17 protein-coding genes are annotated in these 15,182 nt (G+C 72.3%); 11 read left to right on the forward strand and 6 right to left on the reverse strand.

All coding sequences use genetic code 11. The annotated features are described in order from the left end of the window. The first annotated feature begins 100 nt into the window (after positions 1 to 100). From ABTY61_RS11825 to ABTY61_RS11870, 10 genes are all read left to right on the forward strand, one after another. Complete coding sequence (locus tag ABTY61_RS11825; RefSeq protein WP_350504798.1) at positions 101 to 1,327, forward strand: glycosyltransferase family 2 protein; 1,227 nt, start codon at positions 101 to 103, stop codon at positions 1,325 to 1,327. Next, positions 1,324 to 2,730 carry a nucleotide sugar dehydrogenase gene (locus ABTY61_RS11830; RefSeq protein ID WP_350504799.1) on the forward strand — a complete coding sequence of 469 codons (1,407 nt, stop codon included), beginning with the start codon at positions 1,324 to 1,326 and terminating at the stop codon, positions 2,728 to 2,730. The genes ABTY61_RS11825 and ABTY61_RS11830 overlap by 4 nt, the downstream gene beginning before the upstream one ends. 149 nt (positions 2,731 to 2,879) lie before the next feature. Next, positions 2,880 to 4,175: a DUF445 domain-containing protein gene (locus tag ABTY61_RS11835; protein ID WP_350504800.1), complete on the forward strand. Its 1,296-nt coding sequence runs from the start codon at positions 2,880 to 2,882 to the stop codon at positions 4,173 to 4,175. 90 nt (positions 4,176 to 4,265) lie between these two features. Further along, positions 4,266 to 5,330: an adenosine deaminase gene (locus tag ABTY61_RS11840; protein WP_502895279.1), complete on the forward strand. Its 1,065-nt coding sequence runs from the start codon at positions 4,266 to 4,268 to the stop codon at positions 5,328 to 5,330. 196 nt (positions 5,331 to 5,526) lie between these two features. Beyond that, positions 5,527 to 6,123, forward strand: coding sequence for a toxin-antitoxin system HicB family antitoxin (locus tag ABTY61_RS11845; protein ID WP_350504801.1), 597 nt, complete (start codon positions 5,527 to 5,529; stop codon positions 6,121 to 6,123). 95 nt (positions 6,124 to 6,218) lie between these two features. Then, positions 6,219 to 7,058, forward strand: coding sequence for a DUF4097 family beta strand repeat-containing protein (locus tag ABTY61_RS11850; RefSeq protein ID WP_350504802.1), 840 nt, complete (start codon positions 6,219 to 6,221; stop codon positions 7,056 to 7,058). Next, complete coding sequence (locus ABTY61_RS11855) at positions 7,058 to 8,026, forward strand: ATP-binding cassette domain-containing protein (RefSeq protein WP_350504803.1); 969 nt, start codon at positions 7,058 to 7,060, stop codon at positions 8,024 to 8,026. Before ABTY61_RS11850 ends, ABTY61_RS11855 begins: the two co-directional genes overlap by 1 nt. Then, entirely contained in the window at positions 8,023 to 8,790 is a 768-nt protein-coding gene (locus tag ABTY61_RS11860; protein WP_350504804.1) for an ABC transporter permease, read from the forward strand. The genes ABTY61_RS11855 and ABTY61_RS11860 overlap by 4 nt, the downstream gene beginning before the upstream one ends. Before the next feature lie 424 nt (positions 8,791 to 9,214). Next, complete coding sequence (locus tag ABTY61_RS11865; RefSeq protein WP_350504805.1) at positions 9,215 to 9,820, forward strand: hypothetical protein; 606 nt, start codon at positions 9,215 to 9,217, stop codon at positions 9,818 to 9,820. A gap of 71 nt (positions 9,821 to 9,891) precedes the next feature. After that, positions 9,892 to 10,347: a hypothetical protein gene (locus ABTY61_RS11870; RefSeq protein ID WP_350504806.1), complete on the forward strand. Its 456-nt coding sequence runs from the start codon at positions 9,892 to 9,894 to the stop codon at positions 10,345 to 10,347. Between the two features lie 60 nt (positions 10,348 to 10,407). Here the strand turns inward: ABTY61_RS11870 and ABTY61_RS11875 are convergent, their stop codons facing one another. Then, positions 10,408 to 10,806 (reverse strand): hypothetical protein, encoded by a 399-nt coding sequence (locus tag ABTY61_RS11875; protein WP_350504807.1) that lies wholly within the window; start codon positions 10,804 to 10,806, stop codon positions 10,408 to 10,410. Between the two features lie 190 nt (positions 10,807 to 10,996). Between ABTY61_RS11875 and ABTY61_RS11880 the strand changes: the two genes are divergently transcribed. Continuing rightward, positions 10,997 to 11,731: a DUF6193 family natural product biosynthesis protein gene (locus tag ABTY61_RS11880; RefSeq protein WP_350504808.1), complete on the forward strand. Its 735-nt coding sequence runs from the start codon at positions 10,997 to 10,999 to the stop codon at positions 11,729 to 11,731. A gap of 183 nt (positions 11,732 to 11,914) precedes the next feature. On the opposite strand, the gene ABTY61_RS11885 is transcribed toward ABTY61_RS11880, so the two are convergent. From ABTY61_RS11885 to ABTY61_RS11905, 5 genes are all read right to left on the reverse strand, one after another. After that, the gene (locus ABTY61_RS11885) at positions 11,915 to 12,346 is read right to left on the reverse strand and encodes a VOC family protein (protein ID WP_350504809.1); all 432 of its coding nucleotides are present in this window, start codon (positions 12,344 to 12,346) and stop codon (positions 11,915 to 11,917) included. 117 nt (positions 12,347 to 12,463) lie between these two features. Continuing rightward, positions 12,464 to 13,105 carry a hypothetical protein gene (locus tag ABTY61_RS11890; protein ID WP_350504810.1) on the reverse strand — a complete coding sequence of 214 codons (642 nt, stop codon included), beginning with the start codon at positions 13,103 to 13,105 and terminating at the stop codon, positions 12,464 to 12,466. Positions 13,106 to 13,193: 88 nt separating this feature from the next. After that, a complete protein-coding gene (locus ABTY61_RS11895; RefSeq protein WP_350504811.1) occupies positions 13,194 to 13,604 on the reverse strand; it encodes a VOC family protein in 411 nt (136 codons plus the stop codon). A 322-nt stretch (positions 13,605 to 13,926) separates the two neighbouring features. Continuing rightward, positions 13,927 to 14,112, reverse strand: coding sequence for a DUF397 domain-containing protein (locus tag ABTY61_RS11900; RefSeq protein WP_350504812.1), 186 nt, complete (start codon positions 14,110 to 14,112; stop codon positions 13,927 to 13,929). A gap of 7 nt (positions 14,113 to 14,119) precedes the next feature. Beyond that, entirely contained in the window at positions 14,120 to 14,965 is an 846-nt protein-coding gene (locus ABTY61_RS11905) for a helix-turn-helix domain-containing protein (RefSeq protein WP_350504813.1), read from the reverse strand. Positions 14,966 to 15,182 lie beyond the last annotated feature (217 nt).

The following is a 15,182-nucleotide window of genomic DNA, read 5'->3' on the forward strand; positions in this document are numbered from 1 at the left end:
GGAGGGCACGTGACTCCCCGGCGGGCGGCCGAGTTGGACGGTGCGTCGCCGCCGGTCAGCGCGCCGGCGAACCGCCACAGCCCCGGAGGCCCGCCGCCCGATGACCGTACCCGACGTGACCGTGGTGGTCGCGGTCCACAACACCATGCCGTACCTCACCGCCTGCCTGGACTCGCTGGTCGGGCAGTCCCTCGCGCCGGGGCGGCTGGAGGTGGTGGTCGTCGACGACGGCTCCACCGACGGCGGTGAGGTGCTGGTGGACGAGTACGCGGCCCGGCACCCCGGGCTGTTCCGGGTGGTCCACCAGCCCAACTCGGGCGGCCCGGCGGGCCCCACCAACCGAGGAGTGGCCCTGGCCCGCGGGCGGTACGTGCTGTTCCTCGGCGCCGACGACTGGCTCGGCGCCGAGGCGCTGGAGCGGCTGGTCGCGGCCGCCGACGCCTGGGGCTCGGACGTGGTGGTGCCCAAGCAGGTCGGGGTGAACGGGCGGCTGGTGCCGCAGGGCATCTTCCACGCCGACGCCGAGTCGGTCGGCTTCACCGACTCGGCGCTGGCCTGGGCGCTGTCCGACACCAAGCTGTTCCGGATGGACCTCATCCGGCGCCACGGGCTCCGCCGCAACGAGGAGTTGAAGGTCTTCTCGGACCAGCCGTTCACCCTGGAGGCCTGCCTCCGGGCCGTCCGGGTGTCCGTCCTCGCCGACTACGACTACTACTTCCTGGTCCTGCGCGAGGACCGGGGCAACGTCACCGAGCGGGCCTCGGTGCTGGACCGGCTGCGCGGGATCGCCGCCCTGCAGCAGGTGGCCGCCGAACTGGCCGATCCCGGCGAGGAGTTGGACGCCATCCGGGCCCGCAGCTTCGCCTGGGACGTGCCCCGGCTGCTCCAGGACGGCTTCCTGCTGCTGGACGACGGGCTGCAGCGGCGGGTGTGCGCCGAGGTCGGCCGGATGGTCGAGCGGTTCGGCGCCCGCGCGGTGTACGACCGGCTGCCGGTCGCCGCCCGGTTGCGGCTCGAACTCGCCGCTGCGGTACGGCCGGAGGCGCTGCGCGACCAGATCCGCTACGAGGCCGCGCACGGCGAACCGCCGGCGGTGGCGGTCGGGCGGCGGCGCTACGCGGGCTACCCGGCGTTCCGGGACGCCCGGCTCGGCCTGCCCGATGAGCTGTTCCTGCTGGGCGAGGAGGCGCTGCCGGTGGACGCCCCGCCGCTCAACCTCGCCCAGCAGCTGTGGCGCGGCGTCGTCCCGGAGCAGCTGCGGCGCGGGCTGCGGCGCCATCCGGTGTGGCGCCGGCTCGCCAACTCGGTGAACGGAGGGCGGGGATGAGCCTCGACGTCGGTCCGGACGCCTTCGGTCGGGACGCCTTCGGTCCGGACGCCCTCGGTCGGGACGGCGGTCGGGAGGCCGGCCCGGACGTCGGCCTCGATGTCTGCGTGGTCGGCCTCGGCAAGCTGGGCCTGCCGCTGGCCGTGCAGTTCGCGCTGAAGGGCCACCGGGTCATCGGGGCGGACATCGCGCCCCGGGTGGTGGAGAGCGTCAACCGGGGCGTGCCGCCGTTCCCCCGGGAGGAGGGGCTGGACGAGGCGCTCAAGCGGGTGGTCGCCGAGGGCCGGCTGCGCGCCACCACCGACACCACGGCCGCGGTGGCCGCCTCGGAGGCCGTCGTCCTGGTCGTTCCGCTGGTCACCGCCGCCGACGGCTCCCCGGACTTCGCGCTGCTGGACGCGGCCACCGACGCCGTCGCGGCCGGGCTGCGCCGCGGCGGGCTGGTCAGCTACGAGACCACCCTGCCGGTCGGCACCACCCGGGAGCGCTGGGCGCCCCGGCTGGCGGCCGGCTCCGGGCTGGCGCCCGGGACGGATTTCGCGCTGGTGTTCAGCCCGGAGCGGGTGCGCACCGGGCGGGTCTTCGTCGACCTGCGGCGCTACCCCAAGCTGGTGGGCGGTCTGGACCCCGCCTCGCTGCGGCGCGGCGCCGAGTTCTACCGGGCGGTGCTGGACTTCGACCCGCGCCCCGACCTGCCCCGGCCCAACGGGGTGTGGGAGCTGGCCTCGGCGGAGGCGGCCGAGTTCGCCAAGCTCGCCGAGACCACCTACCGGGACGTCAACATCGCGCTGGCCAATCAGTTCGCCCGGTACGCGGACCGGGTCGGGGTGGACTTCGCCGAGGTCGCCGACGCCTGCAACTCGCAGCCGTACAGCCACCTGCACCGGCCGGGCATCGCCGTCGGCGGGCACTGCATCCCGGTGTACCCGCGGCTGTACCTGTGGAACGACCCGGCGGCGACGGTGGTCCGGGCGGCCCGGGAGGCCAACCTGGAGGTGCCCGGGTACGCGGTCGGGGTGCTGGCGGGGGCGGTGCCGGGCGGGATCGCCGGGCAGGGGGTGCTGGTGCTGGGCGCATCGTACCGGGGCGGGGTCAAGGAGACGGCGTACTCGGGGGTGTTCCCGCTGGTGGCGGCGCTGGAGGCGGCCGGGGCCCGGCCGTACGTCGCCGATCCGCTGTACCGGGCGGAGGAGTTGGCGGCGCTCGGGCTGCCGCCGTACGGCGGGGAGCCGGTGGTGGCGGCGGTGCTGCAGGCGGACCACCCGGAGTACCGGGAGCTGGGGCCGGCGGACCTGCCGGGGGTGCGGGTGCTGCTGGACGGGCGGCGGTGCACGGACCCGGCGCGGTGGGCGGGGGCGGGGGCGGGGGAGGGGGTGCGGCGGATCGTGCTGGGCGGGGCGTGAGCCGGGGCGGGGCGAGCCCGAGGGCGTGCCGGGTCTGCTCCAGGGCGTGCCGGTCCGCTCGCGTGCCGGTCCGCTCGCGCGCCGGGCCTGGGGGCGTGTGATCGTGGGGCACGCCCCCGTCCGCGCCGGGCAGCGGGCAGACTGGCGGGGTGAGCGACGAAGCCTTCAGCGGGACCGGCCCCGGGGTCCGGTTCACCGCGGCCGACGAACAGAAGAGACTCGGCGTCCGCCGGATGAAGACCATCGCGACCGGCCTGCTGGCCTTCGCAACCCTGGTCTTCGCCCTCTCCACCTGGGCCAAGGCGGCCGGCGCAGGCCCCTGGGCCGGGTACGTGGCGGCAGCCGCCGAGGCGGGCATGGTCGGCGCGCTGGCCGACTGGTTCGCCGTGACGGCCCTGTTCCGCCGCCCGTTCGGACTGCCGATCCCGCACACCGCGATCATCCCGACCAAGAAGGACGCCTTCGGGCGCTCGCTCGGCGACTTCGTCGGCGACAACTTCCTGGCCGGCCACGTGGTGCGCGGCCGGCTCGCCGCGCTCGGCGTCGGCCGCCGGCTGGGGGAGTGGCTGGCCGCGCCGGGCAGCGCCGAGCGGGTCACCAAGGAGGCCTCGGCGGCGCTGCGCGGGCTGCTCGCGGTGCTGCGCGACGACGACGTGCGGGCGGTGGTCGCCGAGGCGGTGACCCGGCGGGCCGCCGCCACCTCGGTGGCCGAGCCGATGGGCCGGATGCTGGGCAAGGTGGTCGCGGACGGCGGGCACCATGGCGTGGTGGACCTGGTCGCCGTCCGGGCGCACGACTGGCTGACCGACAACCACGAGGACGTGGTCCGCAAGGTCACCCAGAAGACCCCGGGCTGGACCCCGAAGTTCCTCGACCAGCAGGTCGGTGAGCGGGTCTACAAGGAACTGCTGCGCTTCGTCACCGACATCCGGGACGACCCCGACCACCCGGCCCGCGGCGCGATCGACAACTTCCTCGCCGACTTCGCCACCGAGCTGCAGACCGACCCGGAGACCATCGCCCGGGTCGAACGGGCCAAGGGCGAGCTGCTGACCCGCCCCGAGGTGCAGGACCTGATCAACTCGACCTGGGCGGCCGTGCGCACCCTGGTGATGGGCGCGGCCGAGGACGAGGACAGCGAACTGCGCCGGCGCATCCGCGACGGCGTGCGCCGCTTCGGCGAGCGCCTGGCCACCGACGCCAAGCTGCAGGCCAAGGTCGACGGCTGGCTGCAGGACGCCGCCCAGTACCTGGTCGACACCTACCGCACCGAGATCACCTCGCTGATCTCGGAGACGGTGGCGGGCTGGGACGCCGACGAGGCCTCGCGCAAGATCGAGGCCAACGTCGGCCGGGACCTCCAGTTCATCCGGATCAACGGCACCGTGGTCGGCGCCCTCGCCGGGCTGCTGATCCACACCGTGGCGGTCGCGCTGGGCGGGTGATCCGGGCTTCGGCCTATCCTTGCCAGCACCACTCGGTACGCGCGTAGAAGAGAAGAGGGAACCACCGTGGTCCAGCCGGACGGAAGTCGGATCGGCCCCAACACCAGCCAGACCGGACTGAGCGACCGGAGTATCGAGGCGTTCATCGCCGGGATGCCCAAGGCGGAACTGCACGTCCACCACGTCGGCTCGGCCTCGCCGCGGATCGTCGCGGACCTGGCCTCCCGGCACGCCGGGCAGTCCAAGGTGCCGACGGACCCGGCGGCGCTCGCCGAGTACTTCACCTTCACCGACTTCGCCCACTTCATCGACGTCTACCTGAGCGTGGTGGACCTCGTCCGCGACGCCGAGGATGTCCGCGCGCTCACCTACGGCGTGGCCGAGGACATGGCGCGGCAGAACATCCGCTACGCCGAGCTGACCCTCACCCCGTACTCCTCGGTCAAGCGCGGGATCCCCGACGTGGCCTTCATGGAGGCGATCGAGGACGCCCGGCTGCGCGCCGAGAAGGACCTCGGCGTGGTGCTGCGCTGGTGCTTCGACATCCCGGGCGAGGCCGGCCTGGAGGCCGCCGAGATCACCGCCCGGCTGGCCACCGAGCTGGCCCCCGAGGGCCTGGTCAGCTTCGGCCTGGGCGGCCCGGAGATCGGCGTGCCGCGGCCGCAGTTCAAGCCCTACTTCGACCGGGCCCGGGCGACCGGCCTGCGCTCCGTCCCGCACGCCGGTGAGACCACCGGGCCGGAGACGGTCTGGGACGCGATCCGCGAGCTCGGCGCCGAGCGCATCGGGCACGGCACCCAGGCGGTGAAGGACCCGGCGCTGGTCGACCACCTGGGCGAGCACCGCATCCCGCTGGAGGTCTGCCCGACCTCCAACATCGCCACCCGGGCGGTGGAGCGGATCGAGGACCACCCGATCAAGCGGATGGTCGACGCCGGGCTGCTGGTGACGGTCAACAGCGACGACCCGCCGATGTTCGGCACCGACCTCAACACCGAGTACGCGGTGGCGGCGCGGCTGCTGGGGCTGGACGAGACCGGGGTGGCGGCGCTGGCCCGCAACGCGGTCGAGGCCTCGTTCCTGGAGCAGGCGGGCAAGACCCGGCTGGTCGGCGAGATCGACTCCTACCTGGCGGGCTGGCAGCAGCAGGGCTGACGTTCCCGCAGGTCAACCGCCCCGTCGACCCCGGTCGGCGGGGCGGTTCGCGTGGTGCCGCGGGGGCGGCGCCGGGCATGGCGCCGGATGTGGTGCCGGGGCATGGTGCCGAATGTGGTGCCGGGCGCCGGATGTGGCACCAAAGTGGCGCCACAAAGGCCTCGACATGGCACCACTGCCGTGCCATGCTCTAGCCATGGACCTCACGCCGTACGTCGAAAACCTCCGGAACGAGCTCGCGGTGGCCGCCGCCACCGGCGGGGACGAAGCGCGGGCGCTGGCCGACCGGCTGACGCTCCCGCTGGAGTCGGCCGTGCGGCTCACCCTGCTCAACGCGCTCTCCGCCGCCATGGGCGAAGTGACCCGCGACCTCGCCCCGGGCTCGGTGGACGTGCGACTGCGCGGCCTCGATCCCGAGTTCGTGGTGACGGCTCCGCCCGGTTCCGGCGGCTTCCACGGCGAGGAGCCGCCCGCGGTGCCGGGGGGGACGCCGGCGGTGGTGCCACCAGTGGTGCCGTCCCTGGCGCCACCGATAACGTCGCCCGCGCCCCCGTCCGCGATGCCGGAGGCGGACGACAGCGGCACCGCCCGGATCAACCTCCGCCTGCCCGCGCACCTCAAGGCGAGGGCGGAGGAGGCCGCCGGGCAGGAGGGGCTCTCGCTCAACGCCTGGCTGGTCCGGGCCGTCGCCGGCGCGGTCGACGGCGGCCGTCCGGCCGTCCGCCCGCCCGCCGACCTCGGCGCCCGCACCACCCGCGGCGGCGGCCAGGGCTTCACCGGCTGGGTCCACTAGCGCGTCCGCACCACCGCCAGACCGACTGCCCCTTCGACGTCACCTCCGCTCCGACCAGCGGGAACACCCACACGAGTCAAGAGGACGGCACAGCCATGCCCACGTACGAGACCAACGGACAGATCTCCGTCTCCCTCGAATTCGAGATCGGCTCGGTGTGGATCCGGGCGAGCAAGCGCACCGACACGGTCGTCGAGGTCCGGCCCACCAGCTCCGCCAGGGACGCGGACGTCAAGGCCGCCGAGCTGACCCAGGTCGACTTCTCCGGCGGCCGGCTCACCGTCAAGGGCCCCAAGCAGCGGACGGTGTTCTCCAGCAAGAAGGGCTCGATCGACATCACGGTCGAGCTGCCCGCCGGCTCGGAGGTGCACGCCGACTCCCCGATGGCCGACTTCGTCACCGAGGGCCCGCTCGGCGACTGCCGGATCAAGACCTCCATGGGGCGGATCCAGGTCGACCGGGCCGAGGGCGCCCGGCTCAAGACCGACATGGGTGACATCCGGCTCGGCACCGTCGCCGGGGATGCCGAGGTGACCGGTTCCGGCCGGATCGAGGTCGGCGCCGTCGGCGGCCGGCTGACGACCAAGAACAGCAACGGCGACACCGAGATCGACGAGGTGCGCGGCGAGCTGACGGCCAACGCCTCCAACGGCCGGATCCACATCGGCCTCGCCGAGGGGGGCGTCGAGGCCAAGACGGCGAACGGCCACATCCGGGTCGGCCAGGTCGTCCGCGGCAAGATCGGCCTTCAGGTCGGCGTCGGGGACATCGAGGTCGGCATCGCGGATGGCACGGCGGCCTGGCTGGACGTGCACAGCAAGTTCGGCGCCGTCCGCAACGCCCTCGACACGGCGGCCGGTCCGGGCGAGGCCCGGGAGACGGTCGAGGTCCGCGGCGCCACCCAGGTCGGCAGCATCCTCATCCGGAGGGCCTGATGGCGACGACGACGATCCCGGCAACGGCCCCGGTCGCGAGCACGGCGGCGATCTCGGTGGCCGGGCTGACCAAGAGCTACGGGGACAAGGCGGTGCTCAGGGGCGTCGACCTGTCCATCCCGGCGGGCAGCGTGTTCGCCCTGCTCGGCCCGAACGGCGCGGGCAAGACCACCACGGTGGAGATCCTCTCCACCCTCATCCCCGCCGACGGCGGCTCGGCCCGGGTGGCCGGGTACGACGTGGTCCGCCAGGCCGACGGGGTGCGGAAGGCGATCGGGGTCACCGGCCAGTTCTCGGCGGTGGACAACCTCCTCACCGCCGAGGAGAACCTGATGCTGATGGCCGACCTCCACCACCTCCCCCGTCGGGAGGGGCGGAGGCGGGCCGAGGAACTGCTGCGGCGCTTCGAGCTCGCCGAAGCCGCGGGCAAGCCCGCCGTCACCTTCTCAGGGGGCATGCGGCGCAAGCTCGACCTGGCGATGACCCTGGTCGGAGACCCCAAGGTGATCTTCCTGGACGAGCCCACCACCGGGCTGGACCCGCGCAGTCGGCGCACCATGTGGGAGATCATCCGTGGCCTGGTCGCCGACCACGGGGTGACGATCTTCCTCACCACCCAGTACCTGGACGAGGCCGACCGACTCGCCGACCGCATCGCCGTCCTGGACGCTGGCCGGATCGTCGCGGAGGGCACGGCCGAGGAGTTGAAGCGGATCGTCCCCGGCGGGCGGATCCGGCTCCAGTTCTCGGACACCGGCCGACTCACCGCCGCCGCCGGGCTGTTCGACTATGCCACCGCCGACGCGGAGGCCCTGCGGCTGGACATCCCGGGGGACAACTCCGTGCTCACCGTACGGGCAGTGCTGGACGTGCTCGACAACGCCGGGCTGCCGGCCGAGTCACTGGTCGTGGAGACGGCGGACCTGGACGACGTCTTCCTGCAACTCACCGGAGAGGGAGCACGATGAGCACGGCGACGTATGCGGTCAGCGACTCGCTGACCATGCTGCGGCGGAACCTCAAGCGCGCGCAGCGGTACCCGGCGATGACCTTCTCCGTCGTGCTGATGCCGGTGATGATGCTGCTGCTCTTCAACTACGCCTTCGGAGGCGCGTTGGGAGCCGGCATCGGGGGCGGGAGCTACATCGACTACGTGACGCCGGGGATCGTCCTGATGACGGCGACGTCGGGGGCGGTCGCCACGGCGGTCGGCGTCTGCGTCGACATGACCGAGGGGATCGTCAACCGGTTCCGCACGATGGCGATCTCGCGCTCGGCGTTCCTGACCGGGCACGTGGTCGGGAGCGTGGTCCAGACGGTGATCGCGCTGGTGATGGTGACCGGCGCGGCCTTCGCCATGGGGTTCCGGTCCAGCGCCGGGCCGCTGGCATGGCTGGCGGCAGCGGGCCTGCTGCTGTTCGTGACCCTGACGCTCACCTGGATATCGGCGGGGATCGGACTGGTCTCCAAGACGCCGGAGAGTGCGAGCAACACGCCGCTGCCGCTGACCTTCCTGCCCTTCATCGGCAGCGCGATCGTGCCGCCGGACTCGATGCCGACCGTGCTGCGCTGGTTCGCCGAGTACCAGCCCTTCACCCCGATCATCGAGACCCTGCGCGGCCTGCTGATGGGCACCGCCATCGGCAACAGCGGCTGGATCGCCCTCGCCTGGTGCACCGGGCTGACCCTGCTCGGCTACTTCTGGTCGCGGAGCGTCTTCTACCGGCGGTGACGGGGGTACGGCCGGTAGCCGTCGGACGGCCCGGGCAGCGGGGACACCCGCGCCCGGGCCGCCGTGGCGTTCGCGGCCCTGCTCCGCTGCCGGGCCCTGCCGCTGAGCCCTGAGGTAAAGCCCACGCCAAGGATCGGCAAAGCATCGCTGGGGGCGAGGGGGTGACGGTGCGTCACCGATTGACGACCCTTCCGGGGCGCCGAGTGGTCCGCCCCCGATCGGATCACGGTGACCAGAGTCCGCGAGGCCAGGGTCGTCACCCTCGCCCCCGACGGTGATCCCGGCAGCCCGGCGGTGACGCTCCGCTGACCGCCCGGAGGCGATTCCCGGCCCGTTCGGGCCGCGGGCAGCGCTCCCCGGGCAGCAGTCGGCCCCTGTAGTAAAGTCCGCGCAAAGGTCGGCAAAAGACCGCCCGGGGGGACGGATGACGGCGAGGCGTCGCAGACAGATCGCGTGGGCGCTCAGGGGTTCGGCGCTCGCGGCGTTGCTGGTGTACCTGCCGGGCTGGCACGCCTCCCGTTCGGGCGGACTGGTGCTGCTCGAGCACTGGCTCAACCGTCCGGTCCTGCTGATCGGGGCGGCGGTGGTGCTGCTCGTGGTCTCGCTGGTGATCCAGCTGGAGTTCCGCTCCCGGTTCTCGCAGATCGGCTGTGCCGCTGTGCTGGCGCCGCTCGTCCTGGCCGCGGTGCCGATCCTGTTCCTGTCCTTCGTGTTCAGCGGCCACGGCGGCCGGGAGGATCGGTTCGTCAGCCCCGACCGCCCGGACCGGGTGCTCACCGTCACCAACGTCGCCTTCTCCATCGACCCGGTCTACCGGGTGGAGTTGGAGACCGGTACCGGCTGGTCCGCCCGCCACTGGAGCATGGGCACCTGGAACACCCGCGGCGGCGACTTCGTCCGCGTCGACTGGTCCGGCCCGAACCAGATCACCGTCACCGGCCGCACCTCGCTCACCGTCTTCGACGTCCTCCCCGACGGCAGCCCGGGCGAGCCCCGGGTCCTCCCGAGGCAGGAGCCGGACGGGCCGTAGGGCGCCCCGAGGATGGTCAACCGCCCCTCTAGGCTGGCGCGGTGACACAGGGGGGACCAGGGGCACAGGGGATGCGGGAGATCCGTGGGGGCTGGGGTGCGCGGCCGCGCCGGGTGCGGTGGGTGGCGGCGGTGTGGGTGGTCGGATTCGTCGAGGGGGCGGCGGTGCACGCGTTCGACGTCCTGAGCGGCGGGCTGCACGCGTACGCGTGGTGGCCGTTGCCGAGCCAGGTGTTGTTCCACGCGCTGCTCGTGCTCGACCCGCTGGCCGCCGTGCTGGTGGCCCGGGCGCGCCCGGCGGGGGCGTGGCTCGGGGCGGGGGTCATGGTGGCCGATCTGACGGCGAACTGGTGGGCGAACTGGGACGACGTCGTGCGTCACCCGCTCGACTACCTCCAGGGAGTCGTCGGGCTGCCGGCGATGACGCTCTTCGGGCTGTTCGTCTTCGTCACCGCCGCCCCGCTGCGCCGGGCGTTCCTCCGCACGGGCCCGTACGCGGGAGCGGCCCCGCGCGCCCAGGGGGCCTGAGCGCGCGGGACGGCGGTCAACCCGGGGCGGCCGCGCTGCCCGGGGCGGCCGGGCCGCCGGTCACCAGACGGTGATGCCCATGGTGTCGGCCGCACTGTGGATGGCGTTGTAGTGCGGGATCGACATGTCGGACTTCTTCTGGCCGGCCGGAAGGTTCTTGTCGGCGGCGCGGAACTCGTCGCGGGCGGCGGCGAGCAGGCTGGTGCCGTAGGAGACCGGGACGTCCTTGGTGCCGTGCGCCGGGTGGGACTTGGCGGCCGTCTGGCTGCCGGCCTGGGCGAGGGTGCTGCGGGCCTGGTTGTAGGCGGCGGCCTTGACGGTCTTCGGGTTGGCGAGCCGGGCCTGGGCAACGGTGCTCGTCCGGGTCTGTTCGGCGGCCATCGCGACGGGTGCGACGGCGGCGGTGAGCGCGCCGGCGGCGACGACGGTGACGAGGGCGTTGCGAACGGTCCTGTTCATGCGGGTTCCTTCCGTGGAAATTCTCAAGGATTCGCCTCCGCTCCGGTCTCGGCCGATCGTCGGAGTGCGAACGTCTCCGCCCTACCCGGGCCTTGGAGAGCGGAAAACCCGCTTCCGTACGGTTCGTTCGGAAGTGGTCGGATCAGGCCGTTTTCTGGATTCAGGTAATTCGTATGGTCAGACTGGGCGGATGAATCCTGATCTCTACCCGGACGTGGCCGCCGCCGGGAGCCTCGCCGCCGCACTGGAGTCGGCGGCCGCCGAACTGGCCGTGGACGTCGCCCTGGTGCCGGGCACCCGGGGCGACGCGGCCTCGGCGGGCATCGCCGTCTCAGCGGGCACGATGCCCGTGCGCCGTCCGCTCCGGGTGCATCTCGGCGCGGAGAAGCGCTGGTTCTGGCTCAGCGGCCGGAGTCTGGGCGTCGAGATGATCACGGGCGGGACGGCGGACATCCAAGAGGTCATCCGGGCCGCCACGGCCTGGGGGAGCGGGCGGAGTCCGCGGGAGCTGCGTGAGCGGTTCCCGTTCCTCGCCTCCTCGGAACTCGCCGAGGCCCATGAGCACGGGGCTGAAGCCGTGGTCGGGTTGCAGTGGCGTTGGCTCCGGGAACGGGCCGCGGGGGAAGCGGAGTTCACCGGGTTCGGCCTGCTGGTCGAGGCGGCCGGTGCGGAGCCGAGGCTCCGGCAGTTGTCCCCGGTCGTCAGCCACCGGGTGCTCGTCTTCCGGCCCCGCACCGGCTTCCCCTGCGGGGTGGTGCTCGCGATCGCTCCCGCGTACGACGGCCGCCCGTACAGGGTGCAGCGGTTCCCGCACGGTGGTCTGATCGCCGAGGCCGGGACGGCGGAGGAGGCCGTCGCACTGGCCGTCGCCCACCTTCCCGCCGACCTCGGACCCGCTGTGCTCGGCAGCGACGAGGACGCCTGACGGCCGGCGCCTGCTCAGGCTTCGTCCTCGTGCGGCGGGATGGTGGAGTGCAGCACCGTGCCGCCGGTCGGGTCGGGCATCGGGACAGCCGATGTCGGCTGTCCTGATGCTCCCCGATGCCCCGATGCCCCGATGCTCCCGAAGGCCGGAGACGGCTTCCCACCTCGCCGTCCCGGAGGAGAGTCAGGCGAGGCAGAACTCGTTGCCCTCGATGTCCTGCATCGTGATGCACGACTCGTTGACGCCGTCGGCGCGCTGCGTCAGCACGTGTTTCCCGCCGAGCGCCGTCAGCCGTGCGCATTCGGCCTCCAGGGTGGCCAGGCGCTCCTCACCCACGAGCCCGGCGCCGGCCCGCACATCGAGGTGCACCCGGTTCTTGACGACCTTGCCCTCGGGAACCCGCTGGAAGAGCAAGCGCGGGGCCACGCCCGAGGGATCAGCGCACGCGAAGTAGATCTCATCCTCGGGCGGCAGCGAGCGGTGGTACTCCTCCCACGTGGCAAAGCCCTCCGGGACCGCCGGCACGACGTACCCCAGCACCTCGCACCAGAAGGCGGCGAGGCGCGCAGGCTCCGCACAGTCGAAGGTCACTTGGAACTGTCTGATCGTTGACATCGGCGCACGATAACAGGGGCCCTGCTCATCTCCCCAGGTCGGGAGGTCCGCACGGGATCGGGAGGAGGCGTCTGCTACCCGCTGCCGTGTCGTGGGGTCGCAGGGCTGAACAACCCGTCAGAGCCCGCCGCCGAGGAGGACGCGGTAGACGATGGTGGCGCCGTCGGTGCTCACTTCGGTGCAGAGGTCGCGACGGTCGATCAGCCAGCCGTTCGCCTCGCAGCGCTGGGAGGGCCGGAGCCTGTCGGCGGCCTCCTCCGTGGAGAGGCCGGCCGGGCCGGTGAGGTAGCGGGTGCGCCAGCAGGTGGAGTGGTGGCCGTTGCCGCAGCCCTGGCCGGTGCGGATGGTGGTGTAGCCGGGCCGCGCCTCCGGCAGGGTCTGGGCGGCGGGCACGCTCGCCTCGTGGAAGAAGAGGAGCGCGAGCAGCGGGGTGGCGGGGAGGACCAGAGCCAGCTGGGCGTGGAAGGCGATGCCGACGGCCCGGGACCAGCCGCGCGGGCGTTCCGTGCGCGGTCCGGCGAAGCGCCGCTCCGCCCGGAGCCCGACGAGTACGGCCAGTTCGGCGAGCGGCGTGTACAGCAGGTACAGCTCGGCCTTGCTCTGCGGGTGCAGCAGGCCGAGGGGTACGGAGAGGACGAGGGCCAGCCAGAGCAGCAGCGCGGCGGCGATGGGCACCCGCAGGGGGGTCGGCCGGGCGCGCAGCAGCCAGTGGACGAGCGGTAGCAGCGCGAACAGCACCCCGACGACGGCCCACACCATGACCCGAACCCCTCCCGGCTGCGAACGACGGCACCTCGGGAAGCCGGACGCTCCGGCGGGGCCGTTCGGTTCCGGTACGAAGGGGGGCTCAGGTGTTGGACCAGGAGCGGGTGGAGAGCACCAGCAGGTAGCCGTCGGGGTCCTGGACGGTCACGCCCCAGGCCTCCCAGTACGGGTTGTGCGCGGGGACGCGCTTGCCGCCGTGCTGTTCGAGCCGCTCCAGCAGGGCGTCACTGACGGGTTCGCCGAGGTAGACGACGAGGAGGTCGTCGGCGGTGGGGCGTGGTTCGACGGGTGCGGCGGGGTCGTGGACGAGCTCCAGGTGCCAGGCGGCGTCGGGCCAGCCGACCATGAGGAGGGAGTGCTCGCCGGGGGTGCCGTCCGTGGTGTGCCGGTAGAGGACGTCGAGGCCGAGCCCGGCGGCCCAGAAGCGCTCGGCCGCTTCGAGGTTGCGGGACGGGCGGGCGATGCGGATGTGCGCGGTGGCGTCGGCCGGCATGGTTCTGGCTCCTGGGGCGGGGAGGGGGACGGTAGAGAGCCTAGGGAGCCGGGGGCCGGGTGCCATCGGGCGCTGGTCCTAGTCCGCCGGGCTTGGGTCCGGCCAGGGTCGGAAACGCGGACGGCCCGGCACCTGTGAAAGGTGCCGGGCCGTCCGACTGTGGAGCGCCAGGCCCGGGTTGCACGGACTCTTCCTACTGAAAGTAGGACGTACTCTGGTAGTACCACTGACGCCTGGCGAGGATTTGTGTTCCTCGCGACAAGAAGAACGTTAGCAGCTCAGAGCCCCGTGATCCAAAACGGGCGGCCGGTGCGGTCGGGGGTCAGGCGTTGAACTCGCCGTTGCGGATGGCGGCGACGAGGTCGCGCCACTCGTCGGGGGTGAGTTGGGCGATGGCGTCGGGGAGCAGAGTGCTGCGAACGTAGACGGCGTCGGGAGCTATAGCCACTTCGGGGCAGTTATTGCCATCGCCGCAAGCGATGGGCTTTTGCCAAGCGAGTTCTTCCACCAGGGCCTCACAGCCTGTTCATGATGCTGAAGATCGCATCACGGGAGGCTGACGGATCGAGCGAGCGATCGCGCATGTCTCCAATGATGTTCCGGTAGTTCTCCAGCTGGTTCGTTTCGGTCAGGAACGCTGGTGATCCTACGGAGTCCAGCTGAACCGTATCGAGGCGAGGCACAGGCCCGCCCGCGTAGAGCACGGCCTGACCTGCACCCTTGAATCCACCAGCCTTGAACTCCAACACGCGGAGAGTCACGTTGGGTGCCTCTGAGAGCGCGAGCAGCTGCTTCAACTGGTCGCGCGCAACGGTCGCGCCGCCGAACTCCATGCGCAGTGCGGCCTCGTGGACGATCGCTTCGTATTCAAGCGGATCCTTGCGTGTCAGAAGCTCCGCTCGCCGCATCCGGTTCTCGACTCGGGCTTCGATGTTCAGGGGTCGGAGCGGCGGATAGACCTCGCGGAAGATGGCCCGAGCTGTCTCTTCGGTCTGCATGAGGCCCGGCACGTGGCAGATCTGATACGTCAACAATGTGTTGGCGTAGTGCTCCACCTCTGAGATCTCAAGAATTCCGGCCGGGACGAGACCTCTGTGCTCCTCCCACCACCCTTTGGTGCGGTCGGCAGCCATCTCGGCGACGGCGTCGACGTAGGCGGAGTCGGCCTCCTCGAAGTCGGCGGCGAGCGCGAGGACCCGCTCGGCGCTGATCGGGTAGGCGCCCTGTTCGATCAGCGTGACCTTGCTGCGGTCCAGGCCGAGCACTGCGGCAGCATCTCCGGCCGAGCGCCCGGCGGCCTCGCGCATCTTCCGCAGTTCGGTGCCGACGCGCTTCCGACGTGCGGTTGGGGTAGGTGGCATCCTCCCAGCATCCACCGCGCGTGCGTGACGAGTCCAGCGAGCCTATAGGCACATCTTCCCGAGCTGGCTAGCAAATTTGCCATCACGTGCTCTACAGTCTGTGATGCACCGATCACCGAACGGATCGTCAGTAACGCCGCTCGGGCACCGAAGAACACCCATGTCCAGTGGGCTTGTTCACGGCGACGCATCCGCCGATCTCACCCGTTCCCCTCTG

Source organism: Kitasatospora sp. NPDC096128, assembly GCF_040303105.1.
Taxonomy (GTDB): Bacteria; Actinomycetota; Actinomycetes; order Streptomycetales; family Streptomycetaceae; genus Kitasatospora.

Coding starts and splice junctions, on each gene's coding strand:
- ABTY61_RS11825 (WP_350504798.1), top strand. CDS start 101: ATGACCGTACCCGACGTGACCGTGGTGGTCGCGGTCCACAACACCATG.
- ABTY61_RS11830 (WP_350504799.1), top strand. CDS start 1,324: ATGAGCCTCGACGTCGGTCCGGACGCCTTCGGTCGGGACGCCTTCGGT.
- ABTY61_RS11845 (WP_350504801.1), top strand. CDS start 5,527: ATGGACCTCACGCCGTACGTCGAAAACCTCCGGAACGAGCTCGCGGTG.
- ABTY61_RS11850 (WP_350504802.1), top strand. CDS start 6,219: ATGCCCACGTACGAGACCAACGGACAGATCTCCGTCTCCCTCGAATTC.
- ABTY61_RS11855 (WP_350504803.1), top strand. CDS start 7,058: ATGGCGACGACGACGATCCCGGCAACGGCCCCGGTCGCGAGCACGGCG.
- ABTY61_RS11860 (WP_350504804.1), top strand. CDS start 8,023: ATGAGCACGGCGACGTATGCGGTCAGCGACTCGCTGACCATGCTGCGG.
- ABTY61_RS11865 (WP_350504805.1), top strand. CDS start 9,215: ATGACGGCGAGGCGTCGCAGACAGATCGCGTGGGCGCTCAGGGGTTCG.
- ABTY61_RS11870 (WP_350504806.1), top strand. CDS start 9,892: ATGCGGGAGATCCGTGGGGGCTGGGGTGCGCGGCCGCGCCGGGTGCGG.
- ABTY61_RS11875 (WP_350504807.1), bottom strand. CDS start 10,806: ATGAACAGGACCGTTCGCAACGCCCTCGTCACCGTCGTCGCCGCCGGC.
- ABTY61_RS11880 (WP_350504808.1), top strand. CDS start 10,997: ATGAATCCTGATCTCTACCCGGACGTGGCCGCCGCCGGGAGCCTCGCC.
- ABTY61_RS11885 (WP_350504809.1), bottom strand. CDS start 12,346: ATGTCAACGATCAGACAGTTCCAAGTGACCTTCGACTGTGCGGAGCCT.
- ABTY61_RS11890 (WP_350504810.1), bottom strand. CDS start 13,105: ATGGTGTGGGCCGTCGTCGGGGTGCTGTTCGCGCTGCTACCGCTCGTC.
- ABTY61_RS11895 (WP_350504811.1), bottom strand. CDS start 13,604: ATGCCGGCCGACGCCACCGCGCACATCCGCATCGCCCGCCCGTCCCGC.
- ABTY61_RS11905 (WP_350504813.1), bottom strand. CDS start 14,965: ATGCCACCTACCCCAACCGCACGTCGGAAGCGCGTCGGCACCGAACTG.